Origin of the sequence: Mucilaginibacter sp. (genome assembly GCF_039925265.1) — a bacterium.
Classification (GTDB): Bacteria; Bacteroidota; Bacteroidia; order Sphingobacteriales; family Sphingobacteriaceae; genus Mucilaginibacter.
In genome coordinates this window covers 1-17,294 of the sequence record NZ_JBDSZG010000004.1, presented here as the reverse complement: position 1 = coordinate 17,294, position 17,294 = coordinate 1, and the positions used below count along the sequence as shown (strand labels likewise).

Here is a 17,294-nt window from a genome sequence, read left to right as displayed (position 1 = left end):
AGACAGATTTCATAAAACGTTCCGCTGGAACGTGAAAATTGCCGTTATTTTTTCTACCCATGAGACGTTCCTCCGGAACGATTTTGTTTCTTCATCCCTTCGGGATGTTTTATGGGTAGAAAATGCCAAAGAACCCTCTAACGTTCCAGCGGAACGTCTTATGAGTTAGCCGTCTGTCTAATGATAGGCTATTACTCTTTTGAGAGGGGTTGAGGAGTGTGTTAGTATATTGGTGGCGATATAACAAAAGCGTCAGACGCGAAGTATCGCGTCTCTACAATGCCATCGCGCTAAGAATCCTCTCTATACTTCATCTTCCACAAATGATTTGGCTTCAGGTACAACACGTCGTGTTTAAAATCCAATATCATGTTAAAGCGTTTCAGGAGGTCGTTGCCTAAATTATTTATCTCGAAACCTGCCGGGTTGCTGCTACCCAAAACAGCCGTTGGGATATTGGTTAACGTAAGCCCGTTGATGGTAAACGCAGGCGAGCGTACTATCCTGATCTCGAACTTTACCCCGCGCGGGTTGCTGAAAGTGGTAGAGCGGATGAGGGGCAACTCCTTGGCAAAGTTTTGCCTGTTTGCCCATGCGCTATCTAAAATAGCGGCCTGGTCGGCACCGGTATCAAACAAAAAATTGCCGGGGTAAGGCTTGCCTGCAATTTGGAAAGCGCCCCTGGCTGTAACAAAGGAATGTATTACTTCCAGCTTTGCGCGGCTAAATCCCTTCGGGGCTTTAAAAGGGCCCGAGTGAATCACCAGCACCTGCAAATCGTAATTAATTTCTATCGCCCTGCCTTCGAACAGGTTCCAGCCGAAACGCCCATCCATTTCATGCGCGGTAAGGGTGGTTGCCGATATATCGGGGTTAGCCCAAACCGTGTTGCCCATTTGCAGTTTAAATACCTTTGCTAAATTATTGTAATTGGGGGCGGCTGTGCCTGCCGAAACACCGGGCTGTTTGGCCAATAGTTTGGTTTTGTTAAGGATAGCATCTTTGGTGATACGGAAATTCCGGGAGCCGGTATCAAAGTGAAAGGTGAGCGTATCCGTATTGTTAATAATGGTTTTTACCGCGATGGCATTGTAAGCCGTTAAGGTGAAAGGGATGGTGTCGGTTTTTGCCGGGCGGCTTTGTTGCATTTCCGGCCGTATGGCGCTGGCAATTTGGGTATAGCAAGAATCTTTTCCGTTGAGCAGCACTACAAAATTGAACCGCGTGCCCGGTTTTACCTTTACGCGGATGGAATCAATATCGGTACGAAAAGTAACCCATTTAGTTTTACGGGTACGTTCGGCGGTGAAAACATCCAGTTTAATATTTGGCGAAAGCGTCCAGGCTTCTCTGTCCAGCACTCCGCCATCGTTAATAGCCACGTTTTTGGATGTTGCCTTTATTAAAGGCAACCTTGCTTGTCCGCAAACACGGCCAAGCCCCAGCGTTAATATAAATAACAGGAAATATTTCATGCAAACTGTGCTGCAACTTCGTCCACTTTGTAAACCGGGTTGGCACCACGCTGTGTGGTAACGTAAGCACCCACGGCGCAGGCTTTCTCCAGCAGGGGTTGCATGGGTGTTTCGTTTAGCAAACCGGTGATGAATGTGGCCAGGAACGAGTCGCCGGCACCAACGGTATCCACTACGTCTACACAATAGCCCGGGTGCTCGTAAAATTCATAATCGTTCCAAATGATGGCACCCTGTGCCCCGCGGGTAACGCAGATGATACGGGTGTGGAATTTCTTCTGAAATTCGGTTATCATTTGTTTAAGGTCGCCGCTACCGCCATGGATAAGCAGTTCAGCTTCTTCCTCGTTCATTTTTATAACATCGGCACGGGCGGCAAGCGTTTCAATTTTGCTGAGGGTATAATGCGGCGGGCGCAGGTTTACATCAAATATTTTCAGTGCGTCGCTCTCGTCGAGCACGTTTAATAAAGTTTCGAAAGTTGCTTCTTCCCGGCAGGCAAGGCTACCGAAAACAATGCCGCCAACGGTTTTTAACGCGACTTGTAGTTCATCAGTAAACTCAATGTTATCCCAGGATACCGGCTTGGGGATAATGTAGGTGGCCTGGTGGTTTTCGTCCAGTTCAACGGTGACTTCACAGGTAGGCAGGTTTTCGTCGCGCTGCAGCAGGTCGCTGTACAGCCCGTTCTCTTTCAGGAAACCGGTAAGCTCTACGCCCGATGGATCGATGCCTACGCTGCTGGCAAACAGCACATTGTTGCCCTGCTGCACCAGGTGGCGCGCGACGTTCATAGGCGCTCCGCCCGCTTTTTTTACATCGCCAAAGGCATCCCATAAAACTTCGCCGAAGCACAAGATCTGTTTATTCATAAAATTGGTTAAGCTGAAAGATGAAAGTATAAAGCTAAACATTTTTGACACGATTTTTAACTGGTTAATTGATGTTTGGTGTTAAAGAGGGCTTTGCCGTTTAACGATTTAAGGATAAACACGATTATTTAACGGGGCGAGAGGAATTAATGATTGATAGCGTGTTGATTTTCCGGATGCTCAGGATTTTCATCGTGTTGATCTCAAAATCCATAAATCCTGTTTATCTTAGTCACTATGAAAAAGCAAATCCTCCTTTCTTGCCTCCTCCTGCTTATCGCTTACGCGGGCTTCGCTCAAAATAAAGATAAACAAGCCATCGCCAACCTGATGCACAACCAGCAAATTGCCTGGAGCAAGGGCGACATAGAGGGCTTTATGCAAGGCTACTGGAAATCAGATTCGCTGATGTTCATTGGCAAACGGGGACCGGCTTACGGATGGCAAGTTACGCTGGATAACTACAAAAAAAGCTATCCCGATAAGGCCGCCATGGGCGAACTCACCTTTAGGCTGGATAAGATAGAATTGCTGGGCAACAAGGATGCCTTTGTAATGGGTGCCTGGAGCCTTAAACGAGAGAAAGACGCGCCGGGTGGGTATTTTACCCTATGGTTTAGAAAGATAGATGGGGTGTGGAAGATAGTGTGTGATCATACCTCTTAATTCACAAGGAATCAAGAGACAAGAATCAAGAGACAAGAATCAAGAGATAAGATCATACCGATGCTGCACCTTACTTTCGAGGGATAGATAGGGAGCTCGTTTAGGCTGATGAGGATGTGCGTGCTTTTTCTTGGGGGAAGTCTTATCTCTACAGATTTGACAACTTTTAAAAAGTTGTCAAATCTTAACTTTATTAAACCCTAAAACGGCTTCCCCTCTGCCAGTTCCTTCTCGGCCCATTTAATGGCGAGGGCTTCGCGGTAGTGGGCATATTTTTCTTTGAAGGCCATTTTTAGCAGGCTGTCTACACCGCCTTTTATGGCGAGGTTATACAGGCTGGCAGCTTTGCGACTGATAGATGCATCCCAGGCACGCAAGCTAAGCGAGTAGGAGCCATCAATATATTTCATCCAGTGCCAATAGCCGGTTGGCATAAACAAGGTGTCTCCGTGTTCCAGGAAAACTTCGGTACCTTCCACGCCATCTAAGGCTGGGAATTTTTTTATATCGGGGTTTTGTACATCATAATCCTCCAGCGCATAAGTAGCGTTGGGGATACAATACAGGCGTTTCTTCCATTTATTTTCGAACAATATCACGTGCTTGCGCCCGCCAAAATGGGTATGGAAGATGTGCGGCAGATCGATGTCGTAATGCAAAAAAGTAACTGAGTTGCTACCACCGAAGAACATGGCAGGCATACTTTCCAGAAAGCCACCCATCAGATCTTTCGGTAAAATAACGTCGTCCAGCAGTTGCGGGGCCTGTTTAAATATATTGAAAAAGAAGATGCGGAGTTCGGTAGGGGTGCTGCGGATCAGGTCGATATACTCGTCAAATGGCATTTCCTTTGCCGATGAGTTGATGGGTTTCGATGGATCGGCTTTGGAATTATCGTACAATGGCACAACCTTTTTACCTACTACTTCTTTCAGGTATTCGGGCGTCCACTTCTCGCGGGCGGGCCAGCTTTTAGTAAGGCCTTTGATCACCAGTGGACGGCGCGGCTTCAGATAATTCTCGCGAAAATCTTCAGGAGAAATGGTATCAACAGTATCTATAGGGGAAAGGATAAAACTCATATCGTAACGTGTCGGGTTAATTAACTATTAAGCTATAACGCAATAGTTCACCCGAATTTAGCAAAATAACAAAATAAAAATCCGTGCCTGGTTAAAAACGCGTTAAAATTATGTAAAGTTATTGCTGTTTAAGGGGCGTAAAACGATAGATTGGGCAGTATACAAATAAATAAAAAAATGGCGAGCAGTTTAAAACCACTCACCATCCTCTATTCACAACTCACAAACTAATTCGGCATCAACACAGTATTCACTACGTGGATAACGCCGTTGCTTTGGTTAACATCGGCAATGGTTACCCATGATTTTCCGCCTTTTTCGTCAACCAGGTAAATCTTTTTGCCATTGGCCATCGCGGTTAAAATGCCGCCGCTAACGGTGTTTAGTTCGGCTTTGCCGCCGCCTGCTTTAATTTTAGCCATCAGGTCGGCAGAACTTACTTTACCCGCTACTACGTGGTAAGTTAAAATTTTTGTTAGCGCGGCTTTGTTCTCGGGTTTTACCAGCATATCAACCGTGCCGGCAGGTAGTTTGTCGAAAGCCGCATTTGTTGGCGCAAATACCGTAAACGGCCCGGCAGATTGTAAGGTTGGCACTAAACCCGCAGCCTTAACAGCAGCCACCAGTGTAGTGTGGTCCTTGGAGTTTACAGCATTAGCTACAATGTTTTTGGTTGGATACATAGCTGCGCCGCCCACCATTTTAGTTTGCGCGTAAGTGTTAGGGGCAAATGCGATAACTGCTAAAGCAAATGCCGCGATAATAATTTTTTTCATAGGTAGATGTATTATGTTTTTAAGTAATGTACAGGGAGATACGCCGGAAGCTTAGCTGCGGTTTTATTTGGCGTTCATGTTGTTACAACAAAAAAGGATAAGAAAGTTTGATACCTGCTACCCCGAAATTACGTACGCTCGTCGAAAAATAGCGCCGCGGCTATATTGTCGGCATAGAGCTTGCCCTGGGGGGTAAGGGTGAGCGTGTTATCGGTTTGTATAATACTGCCCTCGTCAACATAAGAGTGGACTACCTTCAATAATTCCGTTGCGGCTCCATTGGCAATATGGTTCAGCTTATCCAGATCAAGTCCCCAGGTAGTGCGGAGGGAGGTCATGATATACTCGTTTAGCCGGTTGGTTTCGCTCAGTAATTCTACCTCGGCGGGTACCGTATTCTCTCCTAAAACAGATGCGATATATTTGGCATTGTTGGCCATGTTCCATTGGCGCGTGTCGCCATTAAAGGAGTGTGCCGATGGTCCAAGTCCGATGTATTTTACGCCCCGCCAGTAGTTGGAGTTATGGCGCGAATAATGCCCGGGCTTGCAAAAGTTAGAGATCTCATACTGCTCGAAACCGTTGGCTTGCATGGCATCCGTCATCAGTATAAATTGTTCGGCGCTTTGCTGCTCGCTCATGGGCGGTTGCTTTTTTTTGCTGATGAAAGCGGCAAGGGCGGTTTGGGGTTCCACTGTCATGCTGTAGGCAGAAATGTGCGGTACATCCAGTTCAAAAACCTTGTTTAGGTTGTGCTTCCATTTGGTATCGCTCAGTAAAGGGTAGCCATAGATCAGGTCGACGGTGATGTTTTCAAACCCCGCGTCCTGCGCTCGCTTTACCGATGCTTCTGCTTCCGCAGCACGGTGTACGCGGTTCATCCAAAGCAGATCCTCATCAAAAAAAGACTGGATGCCTATGCTGAAACGGTTAACAGGCGTTGCCCTTAAGCCCGCCAGCTTTTGGTTGCTAAGGTCGTCGGGGTTGGCCTCCATGGTTATTTCGGCGCCGGTAGCCACGGTATGCGTTTGGGTTATGGCATCTATCAGCTGATTGATCTCGGCGGGTTCTAAAACCGAAGGTGTGCCTCCTCCAAAGTAAATGGTTTCGATGGTTTCGCCCAATAAGTAATGCTTTTGCAGGGCTATTTCTTTCAGCAAGGCCTGCAGCATCTCATCTTTATACCTCAGCGAAGTACTGAAATGAAAATCGCAGTAATGGCAGGCTTGTTTACAGAAGGGAATGTGGAGGTAGATGCCGGCCATGTTTTTAAGAGTATATAATCCCGAAAAAAATGGGATAGGTTAATGATGTTAATGTATTGATTATCAATGTTAAAATTGTTTTAACGGCTTTCTTAATCTTTTGTTTTTTATTCTATTTTATGTTACTTTTGTTACTCATGTGTTACTATTCAGGTTTGACGAGTAACAAAAGTAACAAATAAACAGTAATTAATAAGTCATGGTAACTATTAGATACAAAAAGCTAAGCACAGGCAAATTTAGTGCTTATTTGGATGTCTATTCCAATACCGGTGAGGGTAAAGGTAAACGCAATTACGAGTTTCTTAAGATTTATGTAGATAAAGACTATTCTGATGCAGCAAGCCGTGTTAGCGAGCCTGATAAAGAAAAATTGAAGATTATTAAGGCACTTCGTAATAAAAGAGAGGACGAACTGAATTTCTCGGAGCATGGCTATAAGCAACCTGCCAAGATCAATTATTATCTCCAGGACTATCTTGATCAATGTCTTGCAAAGAAATTTAATTATAAACTAGAATGCTTGATCATTCATCTTGGAAAGTATTGCCCCAAACGAACCATATTATTCCAGGAACTAGATGAAGAATTTTTAGATAAGTTTCAGAGTTACCTGCTTAATCAGGTTAGCAGAAATACAACTAATGCCTACATGTCCGTGTTCAGGCAGCATTTCAATAAACTGGTAATTAAAGGGATTATTCAAACTTCTCCTTTTGGTAGTTTTAAGATTATCGAGGAGGAAGACTCAGAGCGCACCACGCTCACTATTGAGGAAGTAAGAACCTTAGCCAATTACTTTCCTAAAAGAGGTAATAGCCAGATCAGGGAGGCCTTTATATTTTCTTGTTTTACAGGGTTGCGGTTTTCGGATGTTAAGAAATTGCATTATGATGAAATTGTTAACGATCAACTTATTTTTCGACCAGCAAAAACGACGAAGAAAATTGTTACCGTACCGCTGGCCGATGAAGCAAAAGTGATTATTGAAAAAGTCGTTAAGCATCCTACAAATAAAAAAGTATTTTGGGATCTACCTACAAGCCAGGTGGTGAATGTTTACTTAAAATTCTGGGCATTGGAAGCCGGTCTGAAAAAAAACCTCCATTTCCATGCTGCCCGGCACACTTTTGCAACCATTGGCCTTACTTTTGGAATCGATATATATACCATGAAAGAACTGCTGGGACACAGTAAAATTGAAATGACCCAAATCTATGCTAAAATCGTTGACGAAAAAAAACGAAACGAAATGTTGAAATTTCCTAAACTTTGAATATGAAAAAGGTTTTTTTTGAAATCGGTTTAGTAATAGCGTTTACCCTGGTCTACCTTTTGGTTCCGGGAATACGCTTACCGCTGATTATTACCTTTGGCGTATTAGGCGTTTGGCTATTGCCCGTCCAATTATTTTTATCGGTAAGTTTTAAAAACTGGCAGGATGAACTTAGTGGCCGTTTTCATCATTTGCCGACACAGGAGCGTTTATTGCAAGTTAAGGGTACTTTTGAGGGTCTTGACCAGATAGAGGTTAACAAGCTTCGCTTGTTTTATATCAATATAAGTGTTTTTCACTACCTGCTGATGATTTTCTATGGCCTGTCATTTTTGTTGATCGGCCTTTTGTTTTTGGGTTTCGGTGTCTATTCTAAAGGTACGTATTTTGTTGCTATAAGTCTTTTGGGGTTTATTATTACCTGTTTTATCGGCTACGTCTTGATTGGTCAGATTTTTCCGGTCGGAAACAAGAAAAATATTGACGCGGTTTTCTATCTGTTTTGGAGCAAAGACTGGCAAAAACAACTTTCTGCACTTGGTCAGATAGACAAGGGGGATTTTGAATTATTGCGTAAACCGCAGACATTCTATGATTTTTGGCGGCAAGGTAAAACAGCAGAAGAAAAGGAAATGGCATTTAAAAAATTAATAGATGACCTGAACAGGTACAGTAAAAGCGGGCCACTTTTTAAATATAATGAGCAGGGAAAAATAGAGCTTACCGAAATTATTCGTAACGGTGCGCCGGACAAAACGTTGGCAGGTTTCCTTAAATATTGCATTAAAGACCGCAAAATACTTTCGGAGGATATTTTGAAAAAGAGCCACAGAGGATTATTGCATTCCGTTTTTATGATCGGTCAAAACAAAGGTCTTGTTGTATTGGAGAATGAAAGATTTAAAACCTTACCCGACGATTATGTCGAAGTATATAAATCAATCCTAAAAGAATAAGCGTTTTGGATAGAACTCCATAATGTATCCAATTCTGATATAAAGTACGTTCGTACGATACCGCCCAATCGGTCGTATAGGTCTATTTTGTTCTATTTTTTTGCTTCCGTTAATCAAAACGGAGGTCGAATGAATATCAACGAAAACACCAGGGTAATAGATCTTAAAGTATCAGATCTGTTGACCATTTTAAAAGAATCCGCAACAGCTTTGCCCGCACCACTACCGGTACCGAGTGACGAAGATGAAATAGGAGGCTATGAGGTAGCAGAGAAAACTACAGGTTACGCACGCCAAACCCTTTACCAGTTAAAATCCGCAGGAACGATTCCCTGCATTGTTCTTCCTAATGGGGGTGTCAGGTTCTCTAAAAAGGAGATCGTTAGCTGGCTGATGTCCCATAAAAGGCTAACCGACACAGAAATAGCCGAGAAAGCAGAAAATTTTGTTTTTAAACGCCGTTTGCGCAGAAAATAAGGAGAAATATGGAACAGGAATATCCTTATCTCCGCATTGGCACGGCTTATTACAAAATCGTACAAAAGCCGCTGGCTTCCGGCGACCACATGACATTGCTCTTGCCCTGGTCAGAAGAATGCATCAAGCAAGATCACGGCAGGAGCTATTTGTCCGGCATACCGAAGTACGATGGCTTTTGCTTTGTACCCTCACACCTGCATTACCAGCGTTTTATCGGCAATTTTTATAATCGGTATCATCCATTTATACATCTTCCGAAGATTGGACAGCCGGAACGGACGCTGGCCTACCTGGGCCATATTTTCGGCGACCAGCTCGAATATGGTTTGGATTATTTAAAAATCCTGCTCGAAATGCCGATGCAGATGCTGCCCATCCTTTGCCTGGTCAGTACCGAGCGGAATACAGGCAAGACCACTTTTTTAAACCTGCTGAAAGCGGTTTTCGGGGATAACATGACTATCAATACAAACGAGGACTTTCGTTCAAACTTTAACGCAGAATGGGCGCATAAGGTCATCATAGGAGTGGATGAAACTTTTTTGGAACGCCGGGAAGACTCCGAGCGCCTGAAAAATCTAAGTACTGCCACATTCTACAAATCCGAGGCCAAAGGACAGGACAGACAGGAAATCGAATTTTTCGGCAAGTTCATTTTATGCAGTAATAACGAGGACAATTTTGTACTGGTTGACCCCGGCGAAACCCGGTACTGGATACGTAAGATACCGGTACTGGAAAAGGAAGATCAGGGATTATTGACCTCTCTTAAAAGAGAAATCCCTTTACTTATTCACTACCTGACAGGGAGGAAGCTATCCTCACCGAAACAAAGCCGAATGTGGTTTACCCCGCAGCAGATCGCTACACCTGCCCTCAAAAAAGTCATCCGGCAGAACCGTAACAAATTGGAGATGGAGATTGCAGCGTTACTATTGACAATTGCGGACGTAAAGGAAGTGGAGGAAGTCAAATTCTGTGTGGGCGACGTACAAGACTGGCTGAATAAAAAAGGTTTTCGCAACCATGATACAACCGCCATCCGCAGGGTACTACAGAACGTGTGGAACCTGAAACCGGCTGCCAATTCCAACTCCTATAATCAGTACAAGATTGGGCTGGACGGTACTATCTATGAGAGCACACAGAAAGGCCGCTACTTTAACATGAGTATCAAAGCGATTGAAAAGATCAACGACTCCTGATGATTTGATGATAGATAATGTAATTTATTGATAATCAAAAAGATATAATCATCAAAACTTCATCAAAGTATCATCAACGCCAATTGCTGACGAAAGAAAAAACAACCAAAATGATTTGATGACAAATTTGATGAATAAATGATGATGAGTTAACTAATTGAACAACAGAATATTAAGCGATGATTTCATCAAATCATCAAAAATAAACACTAAAGCGTATGAGAACATTGAGTTGCGGTGAAGCCCGGCAAATCCCGATCATCGAATACTTGGCAAAATGCGGTTACCAACCACAATATATTCGGGGCAATAACTATTGGTACCTCTCACCATTACACGAAGAAAGTCACGCCTCTTTTAAGGTTAACACCCGGCTCAATGCCTGGTTTGACTTCGGCATAGGTGAGGGCGGTAATATGATTGATTTGGGTATCCGGTTATACAAATGCAGCGTAAAGGATTTTTTGCCGTTGCTGAGCAGCGGCTATACCCATCTTTCTCCTGATGCGAAAATGATAATAACTTTTACACCCAGACCAAAATCTCCGGCTGCCAAAGAAAATAATATCGAAATACTGGACGTAACGGAACTTCAAACCCCGGCGATGGTGGCCTATATCAAAAAAAGAAGTATCAGTCAGCCACTGGCAAAAGCATATTGTAAAGAAGTTCGCTTTGCCATCGCAGGTAAGAATTATAATGCTATCGGTTTTGCGAACCGCTCCGGCGGTTACGAATTGCGTAATGACTGGTTTAAAGGCTCGTCCTCGCCAAAGGATATCACCATACTTAAGAATCACAACGGCACGCAAGCGGTTTGCGTAATTGAAGGTTTCATGGACTTTTTGTCACTATTAGAATTGAAGCAATTGCGCAGGCCCGAAACCGATGTGATCATCCTTAATTCAGTCGCCCTGATTGGGCGGAGCATCGAAATATTGAAAAGTTACAAAGATGTATTTCTGTTTTTAAACAACGACAAGGCCGGACAAACCGCCGCAGAAAAGTTGAGACAAGCAGGTATCAACGGCATCGATGCCAGCGAGTTTTACAAAGGCTATAACGATGTGAATGAATACCTGAGTGCCCAACAAAGAGGCGCTTTGCAAGCGCAGATCAGGCGCGAAGCGCCTGAAGAAAGGGGGCTGGGAATTGGGCGGTAAACCGCTTTTTTTCACCAGCAAAATACCGCTTGCGGTATAGATGTATATCTATATAAAGGGCGAACGGCCAATGGCCGTTTTTTATCCGCTGTAAGGAGCAAGTTTGTGTTTTTGTTGCCACAAAAACATCCCGGATACCTGTCGGCACCGGGCAAACTTGCCTTTTGCGCCCGATGGTTGCAAAAGGAAAAAATGGAAGAAAGAGTAAGGAGGTAACCGATGGAAGCAACAGTAAAGACAACTAATAAGCAACAGCTAACCCAGTCAAAAAACAAGGGTGGCGCACCAAAGAAAAGGGTAAAACGGGAGTTAATTATTCGCATCAGGATGACAGCGACCGAGCGCTTTTATATCGACAGTAAAGCGAAAACCGCAGGCATGCGATCAAGCAGTTGGATAAGGGCAGCAGCAAAAAGCGCTAAGGTGGTTCCGAGATTAACGGACGACGAGCGGCGCATCCTTTGGATGCTTGCCGAATTGGCCAACAATCTCAATCAGCTAACCAAGCTTGCGCATCAACTTGGACTATTAACGGTAGCAAGGGATTGCAGTAAGATTTTGAACGAGATAGATATTACTTTAAAACGCCTCAATAACCATGATAGGGAAAGTGATAACGGGTAGAAGCTTTGGCGGATGTATTCGATATGTGGTGCAAAAAAATGATGCAACGGTACTGGATGCGGCAGGCGTAAGAATGCAGGAGGTTAATCAAATCATCAACGATTTTAACCTGCAACGAAAGTACAATCCAAATTTAGGAAAGGCGGTCGGCCATATTGCTTTAAGCTGGAGTGTAAACGATGCAGCTAAGTTAAACGATGAGGTAATGGTAAATATCGCTAAGGAGTACCTGCAAAGAATGAAAATACAGGATACGCAATACTTAATTGTTAAGCATCGGGATAAAGATCATCCCCATATACACATTGTTTACAACCGGGTGAGCAACAATGGCAAAACCATAACCGATAACTTTCAAAAGCAACGGAATGTTCTGGTAGCAAAGGAGCTTACCTTAAAGCATGGCCTTTACATGTCACCAGATAAAGAGCGGGTTAACCGGCAGCAGCTCAAAGGCGAGGATAAAATCAAATATGAATTATTTGATGCCATCAGGGCGGCCAGCAAAAAAGTAAAAAATATCAATGAGCTAAAGCAGGTATTGGCTAAGCAGGGTATTGTTACCCATTTGAAATACAAGAGCGGCACTACAGAGGTGCAGGGCATTAGTTTCAGCAAAGGCGATTACAAATTCAAAGGTTCAGAGATCGACCGCAGTTTAAGTTATGCAAAGCTTAGCCAGGCAATAGAGCAACAGCTGGCTAAACTGGAAAAGAGTTTGGCAGATCAGCTAAGGGAAGTAATGGAAAACGCAAAGCAGGAAAGAGAAAGTCAGCAAACGACCGAACAGGTTACTTATTTAAAGCCGGAACCGGAAACCCATTATTTACGACAATCACTATCAGTAGGAGCAGATTTATTAGGTGGCTTGCTTGGTAATATAGCCGACGATGACGATAGCCCGGAAAGAAAACGCCGAAAGAAAAATGAACAACAACAAAGCAGAGGAATATCAAGATGAAAGAGATAGATGAACTAAACCAAAGGATGGATAGCAACGACGAGATTGTAGACAGCCTTGTCAAAAAGAATACAGAGATGGAAAAGCAGGTAGCAAAAATTTTCGAAAATCCAGTCCCAGATTATTCAGTTGCGATTGATATTTTACTTACAGAAGTAAGGGAAATTAAGCAGAACATCAAACGGAATAACGAATTGACCTTGCTTAAACAGATCTATGAAAAATTGAGCAAGGTGCCAACATCTGCAACTAAACAATTACGCATTTTATTGTTCCCCGAAACCAATCAGGGGCAGTACTATAAAATAGTATTTGGCAGGCTTATTCCCTGGGGTATATGCTTGGTCGTTATAACCTACTTATATTCTTTAGGCGGCAAAGCAATTGATGCCTACGGCCAACATAAGGAAAATCAACAGTCGGCCCACTACCAACGGGCTTGGATTTATTTAAAGCAGAAAGCAAAAAAAAGAACCTTGTCTATAATGGATACTGCCTACGCTAAAACAGCAGATAATAAATGACAATAGTGCAATTTTGATTGACGGAAGCTAAAAATTGTTCATGAGGAAGGCGCACTTATACATTTCATAATAATTTACTTTTGAACTATACTCAAGGCTTTAGTTAAAATTTCATCTTCACCCCTAATTGCACCTTTAAGGGTTTTTTCTATTTGGATGTCGATCTTGATTCCATTCTTCTGGTTGGATGTATTATCCATATAATATTCGCCGAACCCGGAGAAGAAAGTGATATAGTCACCCGGTAACACTATAGTTACCGCCATTCCGTTTGCACCAGCAGTTGTGCGGCCTATTGTGGTGGCGTTAGTGACACCCTGAAGCGCAATGATATTCCATTCGCTCTGGCTTTGATTGCCTTCATCGGCAAGTATATAATATTTTTGATGCTTCAAATTTAAATTTGAATTGGCTTCAATTACGGAATAGTCTATGAGCGTTTGGTTTTTAATCACATCCGGCCCAGTGACGAAAGGGAACTTATCATAAGAAACTGTATCTGTTTTTTTAGCTATATAGGCGGCAAGTTCGGTTCCAATATTTGCATCTCTTGGATAACCACGGGCATCAATGATGATCTTCTTACAGTTCTTTAATAAATTGGCAAGACTATCTAATTGACTGGTATAAATCCTATTCAAACGCATATAACCTATGTTTCCATTCAGCACTTTGCAATATGGAGGATAAAATGAGGGAATGATAGGTGTACGGATCACCTTTCCCCAAAGATTATAATAATCGTCCCTTTTTATTCTTTTTAGAATTATATCCTTCTTCTGACCGTTTCTTGATACCGAAATGGTAGCACTTTTACCAACTTGACCTGCAGTAAACCAGGTGGCATAAAATTCTCGATTAAAGCCTGCATTGTTAGACGCGACAAGTAATTTCCCCCATTTTTTGATGATTGTTTTCACAGGGACTGAATCAATTGCGATTATCTCATCTCCGTATTTTAATTTTGATAATGCAATGTTCTGCAAAGTATCAGGCATAATGGAAGTAATATAAACTTTACCTTTAATCATATCACAGGCAAACGGTAAATTCCCATCCATAATGTTTTTAGGGGAACGACCTGTCTTTGTGTTCAGTAATATGCCATGTCCGTCCTTGATCGATGCTGTAAGTTCCATTAAAGAGAAGAAGTACTTTTCGTCGGAATTTGATAATAAAAACTTTGATATAAAATAAGGCAGAGCTTTATCCCAATCAACGGAAATGAGATTTTTATTTGGAGAGAAAAAATGGATCACATTCCAGAAGTTAAAAAGTCCTAATAACCTTAGTTTGGTATCCGGCGTTCCCATTGTTGAATAAGTATTAACCGGCTTGCGGATAAAAACAGTATTCTCGATATGCTTATCACTTAACTCATTGAAATTTGTCGTTAAGACTTCTACAGCACTTTTTATCAAAGGAGAGTTTAGCGTCGTATCTAATGTGCTCTGAGTAACGTGATCTGCTTTGGTGCCAACAGTTCCATCTTCGTAAATAACTTCCGAGACCCTGATCTTTGCATTGAGATTGTCAGACAAATTCATACTATAAAATGTTCCGTATAAATAATCCGGCGGCACTCCATCAAAAACAATATGGCAAAGATGCCGGTTACGTAAAGCCATCAAAGCTTTAACAGAGTTAATATTTACATATTTATTGATGATAAAGCAATAATTGTGATTACTGAAATCTTTAGTCGGATTAGCAAGCAAATAAGCTCCTTCGGAAATATTTCTAAATCCGTTATGTACCTGTAAATGTGTTACATTTCCATCCTTATCCGGATCAAAAAGATTAATATCCTGAGGAAAATCCTCCCTCATTAGGCCTTTATAAAAGAAAGTTCTTTCTGTAGGAAGAATCATCGTACTTTTTATTATACCGGCGATGAGAGGCTGTACGAAAAAAGCATATTGTTTTAATCCAAGATCATTATTAATTTGATTGTTTCTTAAGTCGATTAAGATATCCTTTTCTTGGACGTTACTTAATACTGAATCGGCCGTCAGCAGTTTTGTAAAAACATTCTGAGGTACAGCCAAATATAATTTCTTACCTGGTAAAGACGAACGATAAAATGCTGTTCTTGATATATTTACAGTTTTGCTTTCCAAGAGACTTGGTTCCACGATCTTAGTTTTCGGATCGTTGAGTTCCGCTAACATAGCGGAGATGCTTTCTTTAAAATTGGAGGCAGATGGGTTATAGCCAAGTAAATCAATATTTTTTAAAAACAGACTATCCCCATTTACTCTTCCCTTTCCCATTTCTGGATGGAAATAATTGACAACGCCCCAAATTTTACCATAATCAGCAATTCTTTCTAACTCGACGGCGCTGGTTGTACTATTGATTATTCTATCTTGGCAAATTACTTTTATTGGTAAAAAGTGACTAATTAATAACAACCAAAATGCATTAAATCGTTTGAAATAGCGGATGGAATTCATACAAAAGATACTTAAACGGCCAAAAGTATCATCTTAAAACTACTTAAAATTGTAAAAATCTTGCAGTATTTGTTTTTAGCTTTTATATACCCAAGCGAGTTGCCTTTGCTCCAGGCGGGCAATTTTCCTTAGCTGGTTGGGGCTAAAACCTGACAGGCTTTTGATCTCCTTGTTGAAATGAGCCTGGTCATAGTAAGCATTTGAATAAGCGATGTTGGTTAACTGCTCTTTTCCTGCATACAGTACGGGTTTTAATGCTCGTCGAAAGCGCATAGTCTGAAGAAAAGATTTTGGGCTTTGGCCAATGTTTGAGTAGAATAGTCTATAAAGCGTTGACGGATCGATATTACATTTATTTGAAATGTGCCCTACCGTCAACAACTCAACGGATAAATCAGTTGCCACAGTTAAGGCCGCGTGAGTTTTGGGGTTCAACCTTTCAGGCCTGACTTGGTCAATGAGAAAAGATTCTAAAAGATGGGCTCTTCGATTAACGTCAATATAGTTGAAAATTCGTTCAAGTAGCGAAAGATTAGAGGGAGAGAAAATCAAGTCGAATGCATTGTCACTTTTAAGCAGGTCATCATAAGGAACATTTGTAAATGCTCTTAAAGCCCCGGGGTGAAACAAAATGCATATTTGATCTAAACTACCGTTGATTTTCACCTCGAATGGTTGCTTGTGAAATCCATACAATCGACTTTTATAAAGTGATAAACCGGTATTTATTTCACAAATGTTCTGCGCATTAGTATTGCAATAAGAAATTGCGTTATTAAAATAAATTGCCAAACATAAGTTAGTATTAGGGAAAGTACTATATTCTATTGATTGTTGATTATCTGCGGTAAAGAATATAAATGATTGAATAAAACGACTTAAAAGTGGATGTTGTACATTTACAATCTGAGTTTGCATCATAAGTCAATAATTACACAATCCTAATCTAATTAACCCTTTTTACCTGTTAAAAATTCAATCTTTTCACGCTCACTTTGAAGTAAACGTTCATAGAGTTCAATTACTTTTTCGATAGGATTGAAGTTATTTTGGATCGAATTATCGTGGAAGTTATTAATGTTATTAAATACGGAATCCTCAGTAAAATGCTTCAAGCCTTCAACTGTTACTCCTAATACCTTTGAAATTTTAATAAGAGCGTCTTCTTCAACTTCAGCACTTTGCTCAATTTTAGAAATAGCCTGCTGACTTATGCCCAATTCAGTTGCCAACGTTTCTTGCTTCATTCCTCGCAACTCACGGATCTTACTGATTTTTCTGCCGATATGTAAGGTTGGTTCTGCCATAAGTCAAATATATTGTTAAAATGTAAATGTACAAAACAACAGCTTTATTGTAAAGTACAATCGCTTATGGTTCGGTACGGTGATTATTCCGGGGAAAGTATACCACCATTCCGCTGCAAAAGGGGCCAGCATTTTAAGGTGTAAACGAGCAGTCAAAGCTCCATCATCACTAAGCAGTGTGATTTGCAGTAAACTTAGTGATTTTT

At 41.8% G+C, this 17,294-nt stretch carries 18 protein-coding genes; 9 read left to right on the top strand and 9 right to left on the bottom strand.

Annotated elements, in window-relative coordinates; all coding sequences use genetic code 11:
* Window positions 1-290: 290 nt before the first annotated feature.
* Window positions 291-1,475 (bottom strand): hypothetical protein, encoded by a 1,185-nt coding sequence (locus ABIX36_RS00800; RefSeq protein ID WP_348080264.1) that lies wholly within the window; start codon window positions 1,473-1,475, stop codon window positions 291-293.
* A complete protein-coding gene (locus ABIX36_RS00795) occupies window positions 1,472-2,347 on the bottom strand; it encodes a carbohydrate kinase (protein WP_348080263.1) in 876 nt (291 codons plus the stop codon). The genes ABIX36_RS00800 and ABIX36_RS00795 overlap by 4 nt, the downstream gene beginning before the upstream one ends.
* 237 nt (window positions 2,348-2,584) lie before the next feature.
* On the opposite strand from ABIX36_RS00795, the gene ABIX36_RS00790 reads away from it, so the two are divergent.
* Window positions 2,585-3,013: a nuclear transport factor 2 family protein gene (locus tag ABIX36_RS00790; RefSeq protein WP_348080262.1), complete on the top strand. Its 429-nt coding sequence runs from the start codon at window positions 2,585-2,587 to the stop codon at window positions 3,011-3,013.
* Between the two features lie 200 nt (window positions 3,014-3,213).
* Here ABIX36_RS00790 and ABIX36_RS00785 read toward each other — a convergent pair whose 3' ends face one another.
* From ABIX36_RS00785 to hemW, 3 genes are all read right to left on the bottom strand, one after another.
* On the bottom strand, window positions 3,214-4,095 hold the full coding sequence (locus ABIX36_RS00785; RefSeq protein WP_348080261.1) for a cupin-like domain-containing protein: 882 nt from the start codon (window positions 4,093-4,095) through the stop codon (window positions 3,214-3,216).
* Between the two features lie 227 nt (window positions 4,096-4,322).
* The gene (locus ABIX36_RS00780; protein ID WP_348080260.1) at window positions 4,323-4,871 is read right to left on the bottom strand and encodes a fasciclin domain-containing protein; all 549 of its coding nucleotides are present in this window, start codon (window positions 4,869-4,871) and stop codon (window positions 4,323-4,325) included.
* A gap of 128 nt (window positions 4,872-4,999) precedes the next feature.
* Window positions 5,000-6,136 (bottom strand): radical SAM family heme chaperone HemW, encoded by a 1,137-nt coding sequence (hemW, locus tag ABIX36_RS00775; RefSeq protein WP_348080259.1) that lies wholly within the window; start codon window positions 6,134-6,136, stop codon window positions 5,000-5,002.
* Window positions 6,137-6,335: 199 nt separating this feature from the next.
* On the opposite strand from hemW, the gene ABIX36_RS00770 reads away from it, so the two are divergent.
* The 8 genes from ABIX36_RS00770 (at window position 6,336) to ABIX36_RS00735 (ending at window position 13,325) form a co-directional block, all read left to right on the top strand.
* The gene (locus tag ABIX36_RS00770) at window positions 6,336-7,412 is read left to right on the top strand and encodes a site-specific integrase (protein WP_348080258.1); all 1,077 of its coding nucleotides are present in this window, start codon (window positions 6,336-6,338) and stop codon (window positions 7,410-7,412) included.
* A gap of 2 nt (window positions 7,413-7,414) precedes the next feature.
* Window positions 7,415-8,368: a hypothetical protein gene (locus tag ABIX36_RS00765; protein WP_348080257.1), complete on the top strand. Its 954-nt coding sequence runs from the start codon at window positions 7,415-7,417 to the stop codon at window positions 8,366-8,368.
* Between the two features lie 129 nt (window positions 8,369-8,497).
* Complete coding sequence (locus ABIX36_RS00760; RefSeq protein WP_348080256.1) at window positions 8,498-8,845, top strand: hypothetical protein; 348 nt, start codon at window positions 8,498-8,500, stop codon at window positions 8,843-8,845.
* Window positions 8,846-8,853: 8 nt separating this feature from the next.
* Window positions 8,854-10,053, top strand: a complete 1,200-nt coding sequence (locus ABIX36_RS00755) for a primase-helicase family protein (RefSeq protein WP_348080255.1) — start codon at window positions 8,854-8,856, stop codon at window positions 10,051-10,053.
* Between the two features lie 218 nt (window positions 10,054-10,271).
* A complete protein-coding gene (locus ABIX36_RS00750; protein ID WP_348080254.1) occupies window positions 10,272-11,216 on the top strand; it encodes a toprim domain-containing protein in 945 nt (314 codons plus the stop codon).
* Between the two features lie 219 nt (window positions 11,217-11,435).
* Entirely contained in the window at window positions 11,436-11,840 is a 405-nt protein-coding gene (gene mobC, locus ABIX36_RS00745; protein ID WP_348080253.1) for a plasmid mobilization relaxosome protein MobC, read from the top strand.
* Window positions 11,815-12,801: a relaxase/mobilization nuclease domain-containing protein gene (locus ABIX36_RS00740; protein WP_348080252.1), complete on the top strand. Its 987-nt coding sequence runs from the start codon at window positions 11,815-11,817 to the stop codon at window positions 12,799-12,801. The genes mobC and ABIX36_RS00740 overlap by 26 nt, the downstream gene beginning before the upstream one ends.
* Complete coding sequence (locus ABIX36_RS00735; protein ID WP_348080251.1) at window positions 12,798-13,325, top strand: hypothetical protein; 528 nt, start codon at window positions 12,798-12,800, stop codon at window positions 13,323-13,325. The genes ABIX36_RS00740 and ABIX36_RS00735 overlap by 4 nt, the downstream gene beginning before the upstream one ends.
* Before the next feature lie 74 nt (window positions 13,326-13,399).
* Here the strand turns inward: ABIX36_RS00735 and ABIX36_RS00730 are convergent, their stop codons facing one another.
* The 4 genes from ABIX36_RS00730 to ABIX36_RS00715 form a co-directional block, all read right to left on the bottom strand.
* Complete coding sequence (locus tag ABIX36_RS00730) at window positions 13,400-15,781, bottom strand: S41 family peptidase (protein ID WP_348080250.1); 2,382 nt, start codon at window positions 15,779-15,781, stop codon at window positions 13,400-13,402.
* Window positions 15,782-15,856: 75 nt separating this feature from the next.
* Window positions 15,857-16,702: an AraC family transcriptional regulator gene (locus ABIX36_RS00725; RefSeq protein ID WP_348080249.1), complete on the bottom strand. Its 846-nt coding sequence runs from the start codon at window positions 16,700-16,702 to the stop codon at window positions 15,857-15,859.
* A gap of 29 nt (window positions 16,703-16,731) precedes the next feature.
* Window positions 16,732-17,088, bottom strand: a complete 357-nt coding sequence (locus tag ABIX36_RS00720; RefSeq protein WP_348080248.1) for a helix-turn-helix transcriptional regulator — start codon at window positions 17,086-17,088, stop codon at window positions 16,732-16,734.
* Window positions 17,089-17,103: 15 nt separating this feature from the next.
* Window positions 17,104-17,294, bottom strand: a 191-nt coding sequence (locus ABIX36_RS00715) for a hypothetical protein (protein WP_348080247.1), incomplete at its 5' end; no start/stop codon positions are given.